The sequence below is a fragment of the Thioalkalivibrio sp. ALJ7 genome, assembly GCF_000376865.1.
Classification (GTDB): domain Bacteria; phylum Pseudomonadota; class Gammaproteobacteria; order Ectothiorhodospirales; family Ectothiorhodospiraceae; genus Thioalkalivibrio.
This window is the reverse complement of sequence record NZ_AQXQ01000011.1, coordinates 87,087-104,881: the sequence shown is the minus strand read 5'-3', so window position 1 is coordinate 104,881 and position 17,795 is coordinate 87,087. Positions and strand designations below refer to the sequence as shown.

18 protein-coding genes and 1 pseudogene are annotated in these 17,795 nt (G+C 64.5%); 7 read left to right on the top strand and 12 right to left on the bottom strand.

The window, feature by feature from the left end; translation table 11 throughout:
- Positions 1-260 precede the first annotated feature (260 nt).
- Entirely contained in the window at positions 261-734 is a 474-nt protein-coding gene (locus D002_RS0106850; RefSeq protein WP_369772031.1) for a DsrE family protein, read from the bottom strand.
- 216 nt (positions 735-950) lie between these two features.
- On the opposite strand from D002_RS0106850, the gene rpsT reads away from it, so the two are divergent.
- On the top strand, positions 951-1,220 hold the full coding sequence (gene rpsT, locus D002_RS0106845) for a 30S ribosomal protein S20 (protein ID WP_018141172.1): 270 nt from the start codon (positions 951-953) through the stop codon (positions 1,218-1,220).
- 253 nt (positions 1,221-1,473) lie between these two features.
- On the opposite strand, the gene ggt is transcribed toward rpsT, so the two are convergent.
- The 3 genes from ggt to coaD are packed head-to-tail and all read right to left on the bottom strand — an operon-like array spanning position 1,474 to position 3,976.
- Complete coding sequence (gene ggt, locus D002_RS0106840; RefSeq protein ID WP_018141171.1) at positions 1,474-3,186, bottom strand: gamma-glutamyltransferase; 1,713 nt, start codon at positions 3,184-3,186, stop codon at positions 1,474-1,476.
- An 8-nt stretch (positions 3,187-3,194) separates the two neighbouring features.
- Positions 3,195-3,446 carry a YfhL family 4Fe-4S dicluster ferredoxin gene (locus D002_RS0106835; protein ID WP_018141170.1) on the bottom strand — a complete coding sequence of 84 codons (252 nt, stop codon included), beginning with the start codon at positions 3,444-3,446 and terminating at the stop codon, positions 3,195-3,197.
- Between the two features lie 41 nt (positions 3,447-3,487).
- The gene (coaD, locus tag D002_RS0106830) at positions 3,488-3,976 is read right to left on the bottom strand and encodes a pantetheine-phosphate adenylyltransferase (protein ID WP_018141169.1); all 489 of its coding nucleotides are present in this window, start codon (positions 3,974-3,976) and stop codon (positions 3,488-3,490) included.
- A gap of 97 nt (positions 3,977-4,073) precedes the next feature.
- On the opposite strand from coaD, the gene D002_RS0106825 reads away from it, so the two are divergent.
- Positions 4,074-4,301 carry a hypothetical protein gene (locus tag D002_RS0106825; protein WP_018141168.1) on the top strand — a complete coding sequence of 76 codons (228 nt, stop codon included), beginning with the start codon at positions 4,074-4,076 and terminating at the stop codon, positions 4,299-4,301.
- Positions 4,302-4,450: 149 nt separating this feature from the next.
- Here the strand turns inward: D002_RS0106825 and D002_RS0106820 are convergent, their stop codons facing one another.
- The 3 genes from D002_RS0106820 to D002_RS0106810 form a co-directional block, all read right to left on the bottom strand.
- A complete protein-coding gene (locus tag D002_RS0106820) occupies positions 4,451-5,476 on the bottom strand; it encodes a PA2778 family cysteine peptidase (RefSeq protein ID WP_369772009.1) in 1,026 nt (341 codons plus the stop codon).
- Between the two features lie 7 nt (positions 5,477-5,483).
- On the bottom strand, positions 5,484-5,909 hold the full coding sequence (locus D002_RS0106815; protein WP_018141166.1) for a PA2779 family protein: 426 nt from the start codon (positions 5,907-5,909) through the stop codon (positions 5,484-5,486).
- A 458-nt stretch (positions 5,910-6,367) separates the two neighbouring features.
- Positions 6,368-6,805, bottom strand: coding sequence for a hypothetical protein (locus D002_RS0106810; protein WP_018141165.1), 438 nt, complete (start codon positions 6,803-6,805; stop codon positions 6,368-6,370).
- A gap of 155 nt (positions 6,806-6,960) precedes the next feature.
- Here D002_RS0106810 and D002_RS0106805 point away from each other — a divergent pair, with 155 nt between their 5' ends.
- Positions 6,961-7,179 (top strand): GDCCVxC domain-containing (seleno)protein, encoded by a 219-nt coding sequence (locus D002_RS0106805; protein ID WP_018141164.1) that lies wholly within the window; start codon positions 6,961-6,963, stop codon positions 7,177-7,179.
- A gap of 16 nt (positions 7,180-7,195) precedes the next feature.
- On the opposite strand, the gene D002_RS0106800 is transcribed toward D002_RS0106805, so the two are convergent.
- The gene (locus D002_RS0106800) at positions 7,196-8,461 is read right to left on the bottom strand and encodes a 6-phosphofructokinase (RefSeq protein WP_018141163.1); all 1,266 of its coding nucleotides are present in this window, start codon (positions 8,459-8,461) and stop codon (positions 7,196-7,198) included.
- A 208-nt stretch (positions 8,462-8,669) separates the two neighbouring features.
- Between D002_RS0106800 and D002_RS0106795 the strand changes: the two genes are divergently transcribed.
- Positions 8,670-9,683, top strand: coding sequence for a class 1 fructose-bisphosphatase (locus tag D002_RS0106795; protein WP_018141162.1), 1,014 nt, complete (start codon positions 8,670-8,672; stop codon positions 9,681-9,683).
- Between the two features lie 97 nt (positions 9,684-9,780).
- On the top strand, positions 9,781-11,142 hold the full coding sequence (gene chrA, locus D002_RS0106790) for a chromate efflux transporter (protein ID WP_018141161.1): 1,362 nt from the start codon (positions 9,781-9,783) through the stop codon (positions 11,140-11,142).
- Positions 11,143-11,267: 125 nt separating this feature from the next.
- On the opposite strand, the gene D002_RS0106785 is transcribed toward chrA, so the two are convergent.
- Positions 11,268-12,269: a 2-hydroxyacid dehydrogenase gene (locus tag D002_RS0106785; RefSeq protein ID WP_018141160.1), complete on the bottom strand. Its 1,002-nt coding sequence runs from the start codon at positions 12,267-12,269 to the stop codon at positions 11,268-11,270.
- Positions 12,270-12,541: 272 nt separating this feature from the next.
- Between D002_RS0106785 and D002_RS13105 the strand changes: the two are divergent.
- Positions 12,542-12,925: pseudogene (locus D002_RS13105) on the top strand (M15 family metallopeptidase); the annotation flags it as partial.
- Between the two features lie 57 nt (positions 12,926-12,982).
- On the opposite strand, the gene D002_RS0106770 reads toward D002_RS13105, so the two are convergent.
- Together D002_RS0106770 and D002_RS0106765 are read right to left on the bottom strand one after the other, a co-directional pair.
- Positions 12,983-13,699 carry a sulfite exporter TauE/SafE family protein gene (locus D002_RS0106770; protein ID WP_018141157.1) on the bottom strand — a complete coding sequence of 239 codons (717 nt, stop codon included), beginning with the start codon at positions 13,697-13,699 and terminating at the stop codon, positions 12,983-12,985.
- A gap of 357 nt (positions 13,700-14,056) precedes the next feature.
- Positions 14,057-14,968: a DMT family transporter gene (locus D002_RS0106765; protein ID WP_018141156.1), complete on the bottom strand. Its 912-nt coding sequence runs from the start codon at positions 14,966-14,968 to the stop codon at positions 14,057-14,059.
- Between the two features lie 255 nt (positions 14,969-15,223).
- Between D002_RS0106765 and D002_RS0106760 the strand changes: the two genes are divergently transcribed.
- Positions 15,224-16,354 (top strand): acyl-CoA desaturase, encoded by a 1,131-nt coding sequence (locus D002_RS0106760; protein ID WP_018141155.1) that lies wholly within the window; start codon positions 15,224-15,226, stop codon positions 16,352-16,354.
- Between the two features lie 15 nt (positions 16,355-16,369).
- Here the strand turns inward: D002_RS0106760 and D002_RS0106755 are convergent, their stop codons facing one another.
- Positions 16,370-17,794, bottom strand: coding sequence for an HlyD family type I secretion periplasmic adaptor subunit (locus D002_RS0106755; protein ID WP_018141154.1), 1,425 nt, complete (start codon positions 17,792-17,794; stop codon positions 16,370-16,372).
- Position 17,795: the final 1 nt, after the last annotated feature.

The following is a 17,795-nucleotide window of genomic DNA, read 5'->3' as shown; positions in this document are numbered from 1 at the left end:
GGCAATCTTTTGGGTAGCACTGGAGGGGATCCCAACCCGATCACCACGTCGCCTCGCTCCTCGCGATGACGTCCTCAATAGCGACAAGATGTGATGCGCTGCGCTCGTCACATCCTGCCCCTCTTCGCGGAGTTTCTCCGTGTCCTCTATTCCCTCTGTGATGCAAACGCCCTTGACCCCCTTCGTGTCTTCGTGTGCTTCGTGGTGACACAAAAAAGCCCCGCCGAAGCGGGGCTTGTGTTCACGAGCACGCGTAACGATCACTCGATCTTGATGTAGGCGAAGCCTTCCTCGTTCTGCAGCTCCGCGACGCGCACCACACCGGAGGGCACGAAGTTCACGTGATCATAGATCAGGTCTTCGTCAAGCCCGATCTGTGAGCGAGTGATCTCGCACAATTCCAGCTGCACACCATGCGTGGAGGCCAGACTCATCAGCCGACCGCGCAGGGTCTCGCGCTCTTCCTTCAGCTCCTCATCGGCCTCGAACGGGGTATCGGCCAGGTTGTCGTCGGTCAGGAAGCGGATGCCGTGGGCCACGAACACGATGCGCACGTCCACATCCATGAACTCATCCTGGTAGTACGTCATCATGTTGTTGATGCTGGTCAGCATCGCGGAGAACCGACGTGGATCAGCAAAGTCCGCGTGGTAGACGACCTTGGCTTCTGGCTCGAACGCCTTGGCCTGCGGCATGAACGCCAGACTGGCAATCAGCAATGCGGTCAACAGCATGCCAACTCCAATCCCGGTGGCGTGAGTGCGGGGCTGTTGCAGGGAGACAGAAAACATGGCGCGCTCCTTTTCGTGGCCTTTTTCTTACACAGTAGACGCTTCTGCGGGCCGACACCATCCTCAACAGCACGATCGTTCTGGTTGACCCGGCATCTGCATTTTCGGTATGCTCGCCGCCTTTTCCGGAACCTAGCGATTCAACGCGAGGGAAGTACTTTGGCAAATATTGCTTCTGCCCGTAAGCGGGCCCGTCAGGCGGTCAAGAACCGCGCCCACAACATGGCGCTGCGCTCCCGTTTCCGTTCGGCCATGAAGGCCGTGCTCAAGCCGCTGCACAAGGGCGATGCCCAGGCCGCGGCCGAGGCCTACAAGCAGGCGGTGCCGGTGATCGACAAGACCGTCAGCAAGGGCCTGGTGCACAAGAACAAGGCGGCTCGCCACAAGAGCCGCCTGAACGCCCGCATCCGCGACCTGGCCCAGGGCTAAGCCCCAGGCTTGCGGGCTGGCCCAGCCGGCCCGGTTGGCAGTGAATCGCAAAGCCGCGCCCCGGTACCGGGGCGCGGCTTTTTGCGTGGATGACTTTCAGACAAATCCCACCACTGGCGAACGTCCGATTCTTCGTTCAGTGCCCAGATCCAGCCCGTCATCGCGAGTCGCGCAACGACATGGCGACCTGCTCGAGACTGGCTCAACGATTGCCGCTCTGCGCTCGCAATGACGGGTACCCGAAGGGCTTCGATTACTGCAGCTGGAAGACGCGCGCCTCGCCCTCGCCCCGCGGATCGGAGGCGGCCTCCAGACGGTCGGCGGAACGCTCCCACAGGATGGCGTGCATATCGCCGAACGGGCGCACCTGGGGTAACAGCTGATGGCCACGCGAGACGAGCTGGCCGCGGAGTTCGGCATCGAAGGCCCCGGTCTCGTGTTCCACCCGGTCCGGCAGGTACTGGTGGTGATAACGCGGGGCCGCGACCACGTCACTGACGGAATCCCCCTCGATGATGCCGAGCACACCGTGCAGCACCATGGTGATGATGCGACTGCCACCCGGGGTGCCGAGGATCGCGACGCGATCCCCAGTCTCGACGAAGGTTGGGCTCATGCTCGACAGCGGGCGCCGCTGCGGGGCGATGGCATTCGCCTCGAACCCGACCAGGCCATAGGCATTCGGCTCGCCCGGCTTGGCCGAGAAGTCGTCCATTTCGTTGTTCAGGAGTACGCCGGTGCCGGGGACCATGTAGCCAGACCCGAACGGGTAGTTCAGCGTCAGGGTCGCCGCCACCCGGTTGCCATCGGCATCCATCACCGAGAAGTGGGTGGTCTGGCGGCTCTCGGTATCCATGACGTCCGGGAGGTCGGCCTGCGGCTCCACCGACAAGGGCAGAAAGCGGCTCGGCGTGGCGGTGTCGGGATGGATCGTTGCGCGCAGGCCGGCCGCATAGTCCTCCGACAGCAAACGGTCCAGCGGCATGTCGACGTGATCCGGGTCGCCCAGGTACTCGGCGCGATCACGATACGCCCGACGCATCGCCTCGATGATCAGGTGCGCACGCATGTCCGGCGCCAGGGCTTCAAGGTCATAGAACGCGAGGATGTTCAGGATCTGGCCAATCGCGACCCCACCGGAAGACGGCGGGGAGGCCGTGGTGATCTCGGCATCGCGATAGGCGAGACGCACGGGTTCGCGCTCGACCACCTCGTAGCCCGCCAGGTCGTCCAGCGTCCATATGCCGCCGGCCTTGCGCACGCCCTCTACCAGGGTCTGTGCCAGGTCTCCCTGGTAAAAACCATCCCGCCCCCGGTCGGCCAGGAGCCGCAACGTGGCGGCCAGATCGGGCTGGCGCAGCGTGGCGCCTTCGTCCGGGAGGCTGCCATCCACCAGAAACACATCCCGGGCGGCCGCGCCGTCCCGCAGGGCCTGGTGGCGAAAGCCCGCCATCTGCAGATAGCGCCCGCTGACCACCACTCCGTCTTCGGCGAGCTCAATCGCCGGTGCCAGACTGTCCGCCAGTGACAGCCGCCCGTAGGCCCCAGCGATGTGATCCAGCCCCGCCGGCATACCGGGGATCCCGGCCGCCAGCACGCCATCCAGCGACAGCCCGTCGATCACGTCGCCGTCCGCGTCCAGGTACATGTCGCGGTCCGCCTCGGCAGGGGCCGTTTCGCGGGCATCGACCATGATGCTGCGGCCGGAGTCCGCCTCATGCAGCAGGAAGAAACCGCCGCCACCCAGACCGGAGCCGTAGGGCTCGGCCACGCCCAGCGCGGCGGTAATGGCGACGGCGGCATCAAAGGCATTCCCGCCGTCCCGCAGCACGCGCTCCCCCGCCGCCGTTGCAGCCGGGTGAGCCGTCGCCACCGCATGCTGCCCAGGCCCCGCCAGCGCCAGCGGGGCCGCCAGGAAAAACGCGACCAGAGTAGCCGCAACCAGCAGGGGACGATGCCAACGCATAGCGCGGCTTACTTGGCCGCCATCAAGGCTTCGTATTTGGCCTGCAGCTGTTCGCGGGTCTCCTTGCGATCCGGATCCAGCGGGATGCAGTCCACTGGGCAGACGTCCTGGCATTGCGGCTCGTCGAAGTGCCCTACGCACTCGGTGCACAGGTTCGGATCGATCTCGTAAATCTCGTCCCCCGGGTAGATGGCCTCGTTCGGGCACTCGGGCTCGCAGACATCGCAGTTGATGCATTCATCGGTGATCATCAGGGCCATGGGGCATTCCTCGTCGAGTCAGTGGCGAAAGCCCGGCAGGGTCAGGCTTCGTCACCGTTGTGACCAGCCAGCATCCGCGCCACGCCGGGGCTTACGAATTTTGAGACGTCCCCGCCCAAGCGGGCGATTTCCCGTACCAGACTGGAGGAGACAAAGCTGTATTCCTCCGCCGGGGTCAAGAACAAGGTTTCGACCTCTGGGGCCAGCTGCCGGTTCATCGCCGCCAGCTGGAATTCGTGCTCGAAGTCCGACACCGCACGCAGCCCACGTAGAATGACATTGGCCTGCTGCTGATGCACGAAGTGGGCGAGCAGCACGTCGAAGCCCTGCACCTCCACGCCGGGGATGTCACCCACCGCCTCCTTGACCAGGGCGACGCGGGTCTCCAGCGGAAAGGCCGGCCCCTTGTTGGGATTGGCCGCCACCGCGACTACCACCCGATCAAACAACCGCGCGGCCCGCCGCACGATATCGGTGTGGCCGTGGGTGATCGGATCGAAGGTACCGGGGTAAATGGCAGTTACGGACATGGACGAAAGGCCGGCCGGGGAAACCCCCATTAGACCCCAAGCACCGCGAGCAGACAAAATACGTCCCACGCCCGCTGCCCGAACCAAGGATTGCCCGATGACTGACGACTACCGCCCCCCGCTTGCCGACTACTGGGATCAACTGGAGACCCGCTACGGCGGCGGCTTCAATTTTCACCAGATCTCGCGCGACGAGCTGGCGCAGCTGGTCGAACACCTGCGGCAGGCCGTCAAGAACGACCCACAGGTCACCGACGTCGAAAAACAGAACCTGGGGCTGGTGCTGAAACACGCCGAACAGACCCTGGAAAAACGCAAGGCCTGACCATCACCCTGGCGGCGTTTTGTGGGAACGGTCAAGACGAGCGCAGCGCGGCAATCTCGGGAGATTCCAGCGAGATGCCGGGCGGATCGCCGCGCCGCCGCGTGACTCGCGAGGACTAAGGATTCCATCGCCGCGCCGGCAGATCCTGATTAATCTGCACGTGCCCCGAGGGGTGCGGCACAAGGGGGCAGGGCGCGGCACTCGCTCCCGCCATCCGGCGCCTCTGCCGCAAGCCCAAGGGTGCGGGCGTAGGCATCCGGCTCCGCCAGCGCCGCCGCACAACTCGCGGCCTCCCGCGCCTGCTCGCCACACTCGCGGGCGACCAGTACATGCGCCAGGTTGTTCCAGCCTTCGTGCCGGGCGGGATCGCGCTCGACGAGCGCACGCAGGGCATCCTCCGCCGTGGACAGATCGCCCTGAGCAAACGCGACATTGGCGCGGCCCACATAGGGGATCGGTTCGTCCGGCCAGCGCTCCATCGCGGTTTCGTAGCCCGTGGCGGCGGCCCCGAGACGGCCTGTCTGCTCCAGCTCGTTGACCGCCCGCAGCCAGCGCAAAGGGGTCGCAGTGGCCGGCAGGGTATCCGGCGCCATCACCAGAAAGGCCCAGCGTTCACCCCGCGCCCAGGTGCGCTCGAAGCGCGCGAAGGAATTCACGTGGCGCTGGATGGGCCCGCTGCGGAGGAAGAGCTCCTGGTCCTCCAGGTCATAGCCGATCACCACCGCGAAGTGCCATTCCGGGATCAGGGCGACCCCGAGATTCTGGAACACCACCACCGGATTACCGGCCGCGACCTCGCGCAGGATGGTCTCCATCTGGGGCTCGATCCGGTAGGCGACCTGGTCACGTGCGCGCACCGCCGCGCGCATTTCCGCCTGCAGGCTGCCCTGGCGGGCGGGGATATAGACCTCGTCGATCAAGTCCTCCAGCTCGGCGTCGATACCGCGGGCATTCAGGGCCGTGGCCAGGGCGGCGGGGCCACACTGATAGTCGTCCTGGGGAAAGAAGGGCGTGTCCGTCAGCTCGACACGCGTCGGCAGATCCGCCGGGCGTTCGCTCGCCAGGCCCGCGCTTTGCGGTGCCGTGGCGCACCCGCTTACCACGAGAGTGACCAGGACCAAGCCCATAACAAGAACGGCGAGCCCGGGGGCTCGCCGTGGTTGGATCGAGGTCATCGTCGGGCTAGCGATTCGCGCGGGCCGGGCCCACGAACGAGAAGATGTCGGTCACGCCCACCGCGTCCAGGATCACGAACACCACAAACACGATGGCGACCACACCGAGAACGCTGCCAGCAGCACCGGCCGGATCAGTCTCCATGTGGGCCTCGAGTCGGGCGAGCTCGTCAGGGGTCAGCCGTGCAATGCGCTGCTCCGCGCGCTCGGGATCCACGCCCATCTCGACCAGCTTGGCGCGGACCTCGGCGTCATTGAGCTGCTCCAATAGCTGGGCGCGGGTATCGTCCGCGCTGGCCTGCTGGATCATGCTCCCGGTGTCCAGCATGCCGACTTCGGCGAATGCGGGCGTCGCGGGCAGCAGGGTCAGGGCCAACGCGACCAGGAAGGCCGCAGGTGCAGAGAGGACTCGACGGGACAAAACAATGCGCATTAGAAGGCTCCTGGAACGCGGTGAATGACAGCTCAAAGTGTAGCGCGCCAGGGCGACAAAAAAACCGGCCGCGACAACAAAATCGCGGCCGGCGTCACGCTAGGGAGACGCTGATTGAATCGCACGTCCGCGCTCGAGTCGCTTTTGCGTGCGAACAAGGCGCGGTGACTGCCGTGCAGTCATTCTGCACAAGGGAACCGCAACGCTGTGCGCGCGCCCGTTTTTGATCAACAACGGGCGGCCGAGCCCGCTCTTTCAATCACTTGTCGGGTTGGTGCCCCCTGTTCCCCGATCCTGCGTTGCGCCCCGAATCCATCAGAAACGGGCGGGTAGAACCACTACCCGCTACACGACGCGCCTTGTCTCGGAAAACAGGGGGCACCAACGCGGACGTGCGATTCAATCAGCGTCTCCCTAGGAGGGGCGGAACCCCGCCCCGTTTGCGCTTGGTCACAAGACTAGCTTTCGTCCGGCGGGTCGATCACATTCACTTCGTACTCCTGGACCTCGACTCCACGTGCCCAGGCCCCACCACAGACCGAGTCGTCGCGGGTCCGTTCTTGCGTTTCACCAGGGCCGAGGGTGCGCCAAACTCGAGTGGAGGTACGGACGTCGTCCTCCAGATCGCCGGGACAGTTGTAGGCGATCTTGGTCACCCTCACTTCCAGCCAGTCGTCGGTATTGTTGGTCGCCCGCCACTGGCCGCGCACGTTGGCACAGCCGTACTCGCGCATGCGGTATTCAAAGGTCACCTCGTCCGGCGAGCCATCCGCAGGGGCAAAATAGGCTCCCTGGGCAGCGACCTGACCGGGGGCCACGAAAGCCGCGGCCAGGACGCTGGCAGCGGTCAAGGCGAGGGTGCGATTCAGGATTCGCGATTGCATGATGTCCTCCATCCAGTAGTGGATTCTGGGCCCGTCTTGCGCGGGCTCGTCATTTGTTGGACGCAAACTGGTGGAATTCGTGCCGTTTCCGGGTATCTGACGCGGTTTTTTTGGCCACGCCACCAGGCGGTTATAGGCCCATTCTCCCAAACCGAACTGAAACGGAAATGAACGAAACCCAGCTGAATTCAATCCTGACCTGCCCGGAATGCGGGCACCAGAAGTCGGAATCGATGCCCACCGACGCCTGCCAGTGGTTTTACGAGTGCTCGGGCTGCGGGTCGCTGCTGAAACCGCTGCCCGGGGACTGCTGCGTGTTCTGTTCCTACGGCACCGTCCCCTGCCCGCCCATTCAAAAGGACGGTGGCGGCTGCTGCAGCACCTAACGCTTTCGCTCGACGATCATTCTGTCTTAACCTCGAACGGCGGGCATTTCTTCGGCAGGAGCTCGCCCCGAATGCGCGGGTAGCAGGGGAGTCCGCGCTCGAACGGCGGCGCATCCTCGCCTTGGATCAGCGGACGCAGATAACCACGCGCGACCTGGGTAATGCCGTAGCCATCCGGGGTGATGAACCTGCGCGGCATGCCCTGCTCGATATCCGCCACGGTTTCCAGCGGCGTAAAGCCGATACTCCAACGATAGGGGTCATCCGAGTCGCGCCGAATAATCGGCATGAAGGCATCCTCGCCGGCGACGACGCCCTCCACGGCCGCACGACCGCACCCGTAGGCCTGCTCGACGTCCACCTTCGAGGCGATGTGCCGCGAGGCACGCTGGATGTAGTCCACTACCGCCCAATGCAGCTTGTGCCCAGTCTTTTCGCGGATCAGCTCGGCCAGACGCGGCGCCGCTCCGCCAAGCTGAGTGTAGGCATAGACGTCATGGTCCTGGGCCACCGAGAACAGACCGCCATCCGGGTTCTTGAGCCCTTCCGAGACCACCACCACACAGTAGCCATGGCGCTCGATGGTGCGGTTCAGGTGCTCGAGGAAGTCATCCTGGTCGAACGGAATCTCGGCAAACAGGATCAGCATCGGCGGCTGGCCGTCGAACTCCTGGGCCAGAGCCGCGGCGGCTGCAAGCCATCCGGCATGCCGACCCATCACCTCCATCACGAAGACCTTCGTGGAGCTGGTGTGCATGGACTCCACGTCAAGGCTGGCCTCACGCACGGCCGTGGCGATGAACTTGGCGGCGGAGCCGAATCCGGGGCTGGAATCGGTCACCGCCAAGTCGTTATCGATGGTCTTGGGAACACCGATCGCCTTGATCGGGAAGCCCATGCGATCACCCATCTTGGCGATCTTCAGCGCGGTATCCATGGAACCACCGCCGCCGTTGTAGAAAAACGTACCGATGTCGTGGGCACGGAAGACCTCCACCAGGCGCTCGTATTGCTCCGGATCCTTGTCCGGGTCGCCCAGATCGAAGCGGCAGGAGCCGAAGGCCCCGCCCGGCGTATGGCGCAGCGCGGCCAGGGTTAGCGGGTCTTCCTGGTCGAGATCGATAATCTCTTCGCGCAGTACGCCGAGGATCCCATCACGCGCCGCATAGATTTTGCCAAAGTGGGCCGGGTGGCCCCGCACCGCCTCAATCACGCCCCAGGCGCTGGCGTTGATGACGGCGGTTACTCCACCGGACTGGGCATATAACGCGTTCTGCGGCATGCGAACCCTCCTTTTTCAGTTTCATCCCGGATGCCCTGCAGGTTCAATGCCAGGCGGACGAATGCGGCGGATCGGCCTCTCCGGGTGCTTTTGCTACACTATGCCGCCTTTGACACCCGACGCGCCGGGGCTGCTCGCCCCGTCAAGGTGCCTGTGCACCCCAAGCGCGCGGCGTCGCCCTCATTCACAACAGCATCAGGATTGCATCATGCATATCGGTACCACTCTGACCAACTGCATCATCGAAACCCAGCGCGGCATCCAGGGCGCGACCGGCGAATTTACCGGTCTGCTGAACGATATCTCCGTGGCCTGCAAGAAGATCTCCAACCTCGTCGACAAGGGTGATCTGGTCGGCGTGCTCGGCTCCGCCGGCTCCGAGAACGTGCAGGGCGAGACGCAGAAGAAGCTCGACATCATCACCAACGAGGTGTTCATCGAGAGCCTGAGCCACAACGGCCATGCCGCCGGCCTCGCCTCCGAAGAGATGGACGAGATCTGCGAGATGCCGGCCAACGAGCCGCGCGGCCACTACCTGGTCCTGTTCGACCCGCTGGACGGTTCCTCCAACATCGACGTGAATGTCTCCGTCGGCACCATCTTTTCCATCCTGAAGGCCCCGGAAGGCGTCACCGATCCCAAGACCGAGGACTTCCTGCAGCCGGGCACCAAGCAGGTTGCCGCCGGCTACTGCCTGTACGGCCCGTCCACCATGATGGTGATGACCACCGGCCAGGGCGTGAAGATGTTCACCCTGGACAAGGACTTCGGTGAGTTCCTGCTGACCAAGGACAGCGTGCAAATCCCGGAAGACACCCAGGAATTCGCGATCAACATGTCCAACAGCCGCTTCTGGGAGGCCCCGGTCAAGCGCTACATCGACGAATGTCTGGCCGGCAAGGAAGGGGAACGCGGCAAGGACTTCAACATGCGCTGGGTCGCCTCCATGGTGGCCGAAGTGCACCGCATCCTGTCGCGCGGCGGCGTGTTCCTGTATCCGATGGACACCAAGATGCAGGCCAAGGGCACGGCCGGCAAGCTGCGTCTGATGTACGAGGCCAACCCGATGAGCTTCATCATTGAGCAGGCCGGCGGCGCCGCCACCACCGGCCGCCAGCGCATCATAGACATCAGCCCCGAGGGCATCCACCAGCGCGTGCCGGTGATCCTGGGCGCGAAGAATGAAGTGGAGCGCATTACCGGCTACCACAACGAGGGCTGATCCAGCGCCCTCTGCAGTCTCCGGCCCGGCCCCGCAAGGCGCCGGGCCTTTTTAATGGTGACGGGCTCGCACCGCTCACCCTCAGCGAAAGAATCCAATGACCGAGCCCCATGAGCCACAACCAAGCTCCGCCGAACGGCCCCCGGCGCCGACACGCGGCGAAGCCTTTCGCTACTGGCTGAAACTCGGGTTTATCAGCTTCGGGGGCGCGGCCGGACAGATCGGCATGATGCACGACGAGTTCGTGGAGCGCCGCCGCTGGGTCTCGGAGAAGCGTTTCCTGCACGCGCTCAACTACGCAATGGTGCTGCCCGGACCGGAGGCCCAACAACTCGCCACCTATCTCGGCTGGCTGCTGCACGGCACCTTTGGCGGGCTGATGGCAGGCTTACTGTTCATCCTGCCGTCGCTGCTCCTGATCACCGGGCTGTCCTGGGTCTATCTGGCCTTTGGCGATGTACCGGCGGTGGAGGCCGTGTTCTATGGCATCAAGCCGGCGGTGGTCGCGATCATCGTGTACGCCGGCTGGCGCATCGGCGGACGGGTACTCAACAATGGCCTGCTGTGGTTGATGGCGATCGCGGCCTTCCTGGCCATCTTCGCGCTCAATATCCCGTTCCCGTACATCATCATCGCGGCCGGCATCCTCGGCTGGCTGGGCAGCCGTGTGTGGCCGGAGCGCTTTCGTGGCGGCGAATCCCACGGTGACGGCGCCCACGAGACCCGCGGCCCGGCGGTGGTGGACGACGACACGCCGCCCGCCCCCTGGATGCAGTTTCGCTGGCTGCGAGTCGTACGATTTCTGGTGGTGGGCCTGGGCCTGTGGGCCGCCGTATTCGGCGCGTTGCTCGCGGTGTTCGGCTGGGACGCCACGCTGACCCGCATGGGCCAGTTTTTTACCCAGACCGCGCTGGTCACCTTTGGCGGCGCGTACGCGGTGCTGCCCTATGTGTATCAGGGTGGGGTGGAGACCTATGGCTGGCTGAGCCCGACCCAGATGATCGACGGCCTGGCCCTGGGCGAGGCCACGCCGGGGCCCCTGATCATGGTCGTCACGTTCGTCGGCTTCATCGGCGGCTGGACACAGGCCTTTCTCGGCCCAGATCAGGTATTTCTGGCCGCGCTGCTCGGGGCGCTGGTCGCGACTTTCTTCACCTTCCTGCCGTCGTTCCTGTTCATCCTGATCGGCGCGCCGCTGGTCGAACGGACCCGGGGCGATCTGCACTTCACCGGCCCATTGACCGGGATTACCGCGGCTGTCGTCGGCGTGATTGTGAACCTGGCCGTGTTCTTCACCTGGCACGTCCTCTGGCCCGCCGGCTTTGACGGCGCCTTCGAGTGGTTCTCCGCCCTGCTGGGGATTGCCGCATTTGTTGCCCTGGCCCGTTTCCGGGTCGGCATCATCCCTCTAATTCTTGTATGCGCCGCCCTCGGCGCCGGGTATCAGCTCTTGCTGTAGGGCTTGGTACAGGGCGGGGAGGCACGAGAGCGGCTCGTCATCGAAGACACGTTGTGGCAACCCACGGGCCGGGACCCGCGGCTTGGAGATCACCACGTCGCTGCGCTTCTCGTGATGACGAGTTGCTACACGATCCGGCCGTCGAGCATCGCGCCCGCCGTCGGGTCTTCAAGCATGGCACGCAGATTGTCGGTGGTCTGTTGCGCGATGCTGCTCAGGGCCTCGCGAGTCAAAAAGGCCTGGTGGCCGGTGACCAGCACATCGTCGCGCTGCATTAGGCGCGCCAGACGTTCATCAGGCAGCCCATCCGCCGACCAGTCGTAGAAGAACAGACCCGCCTCGTCCTCGTAAACATCGAGCCCCAACCCGCCTAACTGGCCCGAGATCAGCGCCGCCTCGGCAGCGTCGGTATCCAACAACTTCCCGCGACCGGCATTGATCAGGATGGCCCCCCGTGGCAGGCGGGCGATGCGTTCCGCGTCCATCAGGTAGCGGGTCTCGGGCGTCAACGGGCAGTGCAGACTCACCACCTGAGAGACTGCCAGCAGATCCTCCAGCTCGCGGTATTCGACCCCCGCCGCCTGCAATTCGGCATTGGGATACGGGTCGTACGCGAGCACACGCGACCCGATCCCCTGCATAGCCCGGGCGAAGGCGGCGCCGATGTTGCCGGTCCCAATCACCCCGACCGTGCACTGCGCCAGATCAAAGCCCACCAGTCCCGTCAGGCCGAAATTGCCCTGCCGGACGCGCGCCCAGGCCTGCGGGATATGGCGGTTGAGCGCCAGCAGCAACGCCAGCGCATGTTCGGCAACCGCATTCGGGGAGTAGGCAGGCACCCGCGCGCACTGCATGCCCAGGCTTCGGGCATGCTCACGATCCAGGTTGTCGCAACCGGCGCAACGCAGGGCGATCGCACGGATTCCGTACTCCGAAAGGCGATCCAGCACCGGCGCACCGAGATCATCATTGACGAACGCACATACCGCCCCCGCGCCCTCGGCCTGGGCCACACTTTCCATATCGAGCTTGTCCTCGATGAACCGGGCCTCGAAACCCGCCTCCTGAAAGGCCGGAGCCAAAAATTCTCGGTCATGGGCCTGCGTACTGAATACGGCAACTTGCATCAACGTGGACTCCAAAGATCGGCGGGCATCACCATCTTGGCTTGAGACATCCCTTGGGCCAAGCCTGCGGAGGGAACAAACATTGATTGCGGTCGCCCTCGCCTAACGTTTCGAGAAGACGAACCCTGATGCCCAAGGGGGTGACGCAATCCGCCCAAACGTTACGAGATATTGACCGTCTTCACGATCTCATCCCACAGGGCGCGGTACGCCTGCGTAGCGGGATCGTTCCCGGCAAACACGGGTAATGGGAGTCCCTTTTCACCCATTCGCGCTGGGCGGCGGATCCGGACGCAACGGAGATGCAGGAGCGCTATTACCCGAACGTGCCCAAGGACGAGCTGTTCGAGCGCGGCTATATCGCGGAGCAGTCCACCCATTCGCGCGGCTCCACGGTCGATGTCACCCTCGTTGGTCGCGAAACCGGCAGCGAGCTGGACATGGGGACCGGGTTCGACCGCTTCAGCCCCCGCTCCTGGCCAGACGCGGCCGACGCCACACCACAGCAGCGCGCGAACCGCGTCCTGCTGCAGCGCCTGATGGTGGAAGCGGGCTTCGAGCCCTACGCCCAGGAGTGGAGGCACTTCACGCTGGCCAACGAACCCTTCCCCGAGACCAGGTTCGACTTCCCCGTGGATCACCCGCCCCGCGACTGAGCGGGCCCTTGCCGGATTGTGTACCTGGGGTCGGGCGACTTCTGGTAGGGCCCGGTGCTAGCCATGGATCAGCATGTACCCGGCGATGACCACCAGCAAGACGCCCACGATGCGCTGGAACAGCTCCCGAGGCAGGCGTTCGATGACCCGTTTGGACACCCAGGTACCCAGGATCATCGCGACACTCAGCAATGCGGCAAGAAGCCAGAATGCCCGGTCCAGCGTGATGTACTGCTGATAAACTACGGTCTTCACACCATGCATCACCAGCGCGGTCATCGCCTCGCTGGCGATATAGGCCACCGGGGGCAGACCGAGGGAGAGGAAGATGGCCGCGCCGAGCGGCCCGGCACTGCCCACCAGCCCCGACAGGAACCCGACGACCCCGCCGCCGACCACCAGAAGCACCGGGCCGCCCCTGAACTTCACGATGCCGAAAACCTTCAGTGCGACGAACAGCAGGATGGCGGCGCCAATCGCCCGGGTGACCAGCTCCCGCGGCAATTGAACGAATGACAGGGCGCCCAGGATACTGAGCGGTACCGCCCCCAACAGGAAAAGCCCGACGGGTTTCCAGTGGATCTGGCTGAAGCCGAAGCCCACCCGGGAGAGGTTGCCCACCAATTGTGCGATGGTCAGCAGGGGGACAGCCTGTGTCACGCCAACGGTTGCGACCAGCAGGGGCAGGAGCAGTAGCGCACCCCCGAACCCGGCGGCACCGGAAAGGGCCGCAGCCGCAAACGCAGCGGCGAACAACACGATGTACTCAAGCATCGGGTATGTACCTTGCGGTCATCGGGGGACGCGTCGTCCACAACGATAGCGCGATGGGTCCGAAACCGCAGCCAAGCGCCGCCCCCGGTCGCAGCCCCTGCTAGGCCCTGCCGTGGCCACCGTCTTTCGATACCATGCGTGGTGGCTGCGTATGATCGTCGCGAGCCTGTAATCTATGGCTCGTCATGGGTCCGCCCGTGATCCGCGGCCGCGCGCCGACGCTGCTGGCCAGCAGCGAACCATCCACTCAGCCCACAGGGCGCGGTACGCCTGCGATGTCAGTCAGGAGGGCGATCACCATGGCTCGTATCCGAGCGGCTTATGGCCACCGGTCGGCGCATTTGCAGCCAGCGCCCACTACGCCTCCGAGTCCCGTTCTGAATCCTTGACCAACGCCGGCGGCGTGGCGCGAGAGAAGACGCTAAGCGCGGTGACCGTGACAAGAATCAGGGCCATGCCGAGGACCTGCACGAGAGCCAGGCTTTCATGCAGCACGACGACGCCGAACAGCGTGGCCGTGACCGGCTCAATCATCGCGACGATGGAGGCCACAGCGGGTGCGGTGTACTTGAGGCCGTTGATGTAGAGCGCAAACGACAGGCCCGCCCCGAACACACCAAGCGCTGCAAATAACGGCCAGTCCGTGGTGGTGAGTACCGCCACCATCTGGGTGTTGTCGCCCGGCAGCATCAGCAGAATGACAAGCACTCCGAATGCGATCGAGAGGATCGCCTGCGGACTGCCATGCGAACCAGCGTATTTGAAGCCGAATATGAACAGCGCGTAAGACACTCCGGCCAGGATGCCCGCACCAGCACCAATGAGTGTGACGCCGCCCGCGCCCGTGTCGTAGATCTGGGTAAGCATCACGATGCCGACCATGACCACCGCGATCGCGACCAACTTGAGTGTGGTGGGGGTTTCCAGTTTCAGGGCGAAGGAGACGATGTAGACAAATACGGGCGCGGTGTACATCAGCGTGGCCGCAACCGCTACGCTTCCATTCGCGATACTTACGAAATAGAACGCAAAGTTACCCGCCACGCCAAGGCCGGCGACGGCCGACCAGAACCACAGCCTTGGATTCCCGAACCCGCTACCACCCGGCCGCCAGGCGAGCCACGCGAGCACAAACAAAAGGCCAATCGCACCCCGATAGAACGAGACCACAAAGGCATCCCAGCCTTCGGCCATCAAGATACCGCCGATCCCACCCGACAAGCCCCAGAAGAGCGCGGCGAGCACCACGAATCCTACACCCAACCCCATCAGTGGCTCCCTTTGTTGTCGTATTCAGCGTGGTGCGATTGAGGTCGGTACGGGCATGCTGAGTAGCGCGCCGCACCGCGGTTTATGCGGCGTCCATCATACAGAGCGATCATCGGCCGTTAAAAAAGGGCGCGAACCCAAGGGGCAACGGGATGAATCTTTCCCAATGTTGCGCATTTTTTGGCACGGCGGCGGTCGGAGCTTGTATGAGTGGATGAGCCTCTATGCTCATCCCGTCCGCCAACAGGGTTCCCTATGTACGAACACTCCCCTCCCATTGTCTGGTCGACCGCCATATTCTTTGTACTGACCAACCTGGCCGCGATCACGCTGGTACCCTGGTGGGGTCTCACCCAGGGCTTCAGCAGTGCTGCCTGGCTGTTCTTCGGGCTCTTCATGGTGCTGAGTGGACTGGGTATCACGGTCGGGTATCACCGGCTCTGGGCGCATCGCAGCTTCAAGGCTCGGGGACCCTTGCGCGTGATCCTGGCGCTTTGCGGAGCCATGGCGCTCCAGAACAGCATCTACAACTGGAGCGCCCGTCACCGCGTCCATCATCGCTATGTAGATGATGTAGAGCGCGACCCGCACTCCATCAAGCGAAGCTTCTGGCACGCCCACATAGGCTGGATGCTGCGCAACTGGCCCACCAGCGAGGCCGACTATTCACGGGTGAAGGACCTGACAAAGGACCCGGTGGTGATGTGGCAACACCGCCACTACTGGACCCTGGTGTGGTCACTGAACCTGGGCCTGCCGCTCCTTCTCGGGCTGATACTCGGGGATGTGGTCGGCATGCTGTTGCTGGCAGGTGTTCTTCGCCTCGCCCTCAGCCACCACTTCACCTTCTTTATCAACTCCCTGGCGCACTGGTGGGGCCTGCGTCCCTACAGTGACGAAAACACCGCGGTAGACAACGGCCTGGTCGCATTGCTCACCTGGGGCGAGGGGTACCACAACTTTCACCACGCTTTTCAGGCGGACTACCGCAACGGGGCCCGCTGGTGGCAGTACGACCCGTCGAAGTGGCTGATCAACCTGTGCGCCTGGCTGGGGCTGGTACATGACCGGCGCTGGACGCCGCGCTTCAAAATCCTGCGCGCGCGACTGCACACCGAGTTCCGCCGCCTGCTAAGCGCGGGCGAGGCCGAGCAGATGCACGAGACCTGGCGCTCGACCGTCGAAAGGGAATATCAGCGCTTTCGCGACACCGTGACCCAATGGCAGGAGGTGCAGGCGCGCAAGATGCGGGCCGGGCGCGAGGCCGTGAACGATCGCTGGGTGCGCACCGAACTGCGTACCCAATTCAAAGAACTGGAATACCGCCTCAAGATGCAACGCCGCCGCCTGCGCGCGCTGGCGGCGGCCTGCCACACGGCCGTGTAATGAAAGCCTGGGGCACTAGCGCTCGTTCAGGCTTTCGCGTGCGGCGCGCAGCAGCGGTGCCAGGAAATACTCGATGATCCGGCGGTAGCCGGTCTTGATCTCGACGGTCGCCATCATCCCCGGGGCGATGCGCACGCCCTCGCCATGAACGTCCACGGTGTCCTTTTCCAGACGCACACGCACCACGAACACGAGGCCCTGGTGTTCATCCTGTACCGCGTCCTGCGATACGTCCGTGACCACGCCATCGATCGTGCCGTAGCGGGTGTAGGGGAAGGTCTGCAGTTTCACCTCGGCCTCCTGGCCGGCCCGCACGAACCCGATATCCTTGTTGGGCAGGGTAGCCTCGACTTCCACTGCGCCATCCTCGGGGACCACGACCATGAGCGGACTGGCGGGCTCGACGACACCACCCACCGTATGCACGGCCAGTTGTTCCACGGTTCCATCCACGGGGGCGCGCAAGCGTGTCAGGTCATCCAGACGGCGGGCCTTGATCAGTTCCTGGCGCAGGGATTCGGCATCCGAGCGCGCCCGGTGCAGGGTATCCAGCGCCTTGCGGCGGCTCTCCGCCTGCTGGGCCTTTCGCTGCTCCCGGACCTCATGCATTGCCGCTTCGGCCTCGGCGAGACGGGCCCGCTGGGCGGCAAGCTGGTGCGTCGTCTCAATGTAGTTCTGTTCCAGCTCCAGCTGCTCGTGCGCGGCGGCCATGCCCTGATCGGACAACTGCCGCAGATCTTCGCTGCGGCGTCGGATAATCGGGATGGTGTTTTCCAGGCTGATTACCATCGCCCGCGTGGCGGCCATCTCCTGTTCGCGGCGTGCGGTTTCCGCATTCAGTTGCTGGATGCGTGCCCGGTAGTGATGGACATGCCCGACCAGCACGCGCTCCTCGATCTGCCGGGCGTCTTCCGGGACAGGGTAGTCGGTGTTCAGGAGCGGGATGCCCGCGTCGTTCTCGAGGGCCTCCAGAAAGGCTTCCGACCGGGCGGCCGCCAGACGCGCGGACCGATATTCCACGCCCAGGCGTTCCAGATCGGCGCCGGGCAGGGTCGGGTCCAATTCGACGAGAATTTCTCCCGCCTGCACGCGCTGCCCGTCACGAACGTGGATGGCATGCACGCTGGCGGTTTCGGTCGCCTGAATGGTCTGGGTGCGACCATCGGGCACCACGCGGCCCTCCGCGACCGCAACGATGTCCATCTGCCCGAGCGTGGCCCAGATCACCGTGAGTACGGCCAGCAGCACGATCACACCCATGATCACCCGCGGTAGCGGGTGGATCGGCGTTTCCTGCAGCGACATCGCCGCGGGCAGGAACTCCTGCTCGTGGGGCTGTCGCCGGGGCGGATCCATTTCCCGGCGACGCGCCCACGCACGCGCGAACACCCGCCGATAGCGGCCGCCAATGTCACCCCAGGCCTGGCGCAGCATCCCCATC

What these genes read in the sequence shown, in the direction of transcription:
- D002_RS0106770 (WP_018141157.1), bottom strand. Translation starts at nt 13,699, where the DNA reads ATGCTTGAGTACATCGTGTTGTTCGCCGCTGCGTTTGCGGCTGCGGCC.
- D002_RS0106835 (WP_018141170.1), bottom strand. Translation starts at nt 3,446, where the DNA reads ATGGCCCTGATGATCACCGATGAATGCATCAACTGCGATGTCTGCGAG.
- D002_RS0106785 (WP_018141160.1), bottom strand. Translation starts at nt 12,269, where the DNA reads ATGCAAGTTGCCGTATTCAGTACGCAGGCCCATGACCGAGAATTTTTG.
- D002_RS0106815 (WP_018141166.1), bottom strand. Translation starts at nt 5,909, where the DNA reads ATGCGCATTGTTTTGTCCCGTCGAGTCCTCTCTGCACCTGCGGCCTTC.
- D002_RS0106805 (WP_018141164.1), top strand. Translation starts at nt 6,961, where the DNA reads ATGAACGAAACCCAGCTGAATTCAATCCTGACCTGCCCGGAATGCGGG.
- D002_RS0106800 (WP_018141163.1), bottom strand. Translation starts at nt 8,461, where the DNA reads ATGCCGCAGAACGCGTTATATGCCCAGTCCGGTGGAGTAACCGCCGTC.
- D002_RS0106765 (WP_018141156.1), bottom strand. Translation starts at nt 14,968, where the DNA reads ATGGGGTTGGGTGTAGGATTCGTGGTGCTCGCCGCGCTCTTCTGGGGC.
- D002_RS0106795 (WP_018141162.1), top strand. Translation starts at nt 8,670, where the DNA reads ATGCATATCGGTACCACTCTGACCAACTGCATCATCGAAACCCAGCGC.
- D002_RS0106820 (WP_369772009.1), bottom strand. Translation starts at nt 5,476, where the DNA reads ATGACCTCGATCCAACCACGGCGAGCCCCCGGGCTCGCCGTTCTTGTT.
- D002_RS0106850 (WP_369772031.1), bottom strand. Translation starts at nt 734, where the DNA reads ATGCTGTTGACCGCATTGCTGATTGCCAGTCTGGCGTTCATGCCGCAG.
- D002_RS0106755 (WP_018141154.1), bottom strand. Translation starts at nt 17,794, where the DNA reads ATGGGGATGCTGCGCCAGGCCTGGGGTGACATTGGCGGCCGCTATCGG.
- coaD (WP_018141169.1), bottom strand. Translation starts at nt 3,976, where the DNA reads ATGTCCGTAACTGCCATTTACCCCGGTACCTTCGATCCGATCACCCAC.
- D002_RS0106760 (WP_018141155.1), top strand. Translation starts at nt 15,224, where the DNA reads ATGTACGAACACTCCCCTCCCATTGTCTGGTCGACCGCCATATTCTTT.
- D002_RS0106810 (WP_018141165.1), bottom strand. Translation starts at nt 6,805, where the DNA reads ATGGAGGACATCATGCAATCGCGAATCCTGAATCGCACCCTCGCCTTG.
- chrA (WP_018141161.1), top strand. Translation starts at nt 9,781, where the DNA reads ATGACCGAGCCCCATGAGCCACAACCAAGCTCCGCCGAACGGCCCCCG.
- D002_RS0106825 (WP_018141168.1), top strand. Translation starts at nt 4,074, where the DNA reads ATGACTGACGACTACCGCCCCCCGCTTGCCGACTACTGGGATCAACTG.
- ggt (WP_018141171.1), bottom strand. Translation starts at nt 3,186, where the DNA reads ATGCGTTGGCATCGTCCCCTGCTGGTTGCGGCTACTCTGGTCGCGTTT.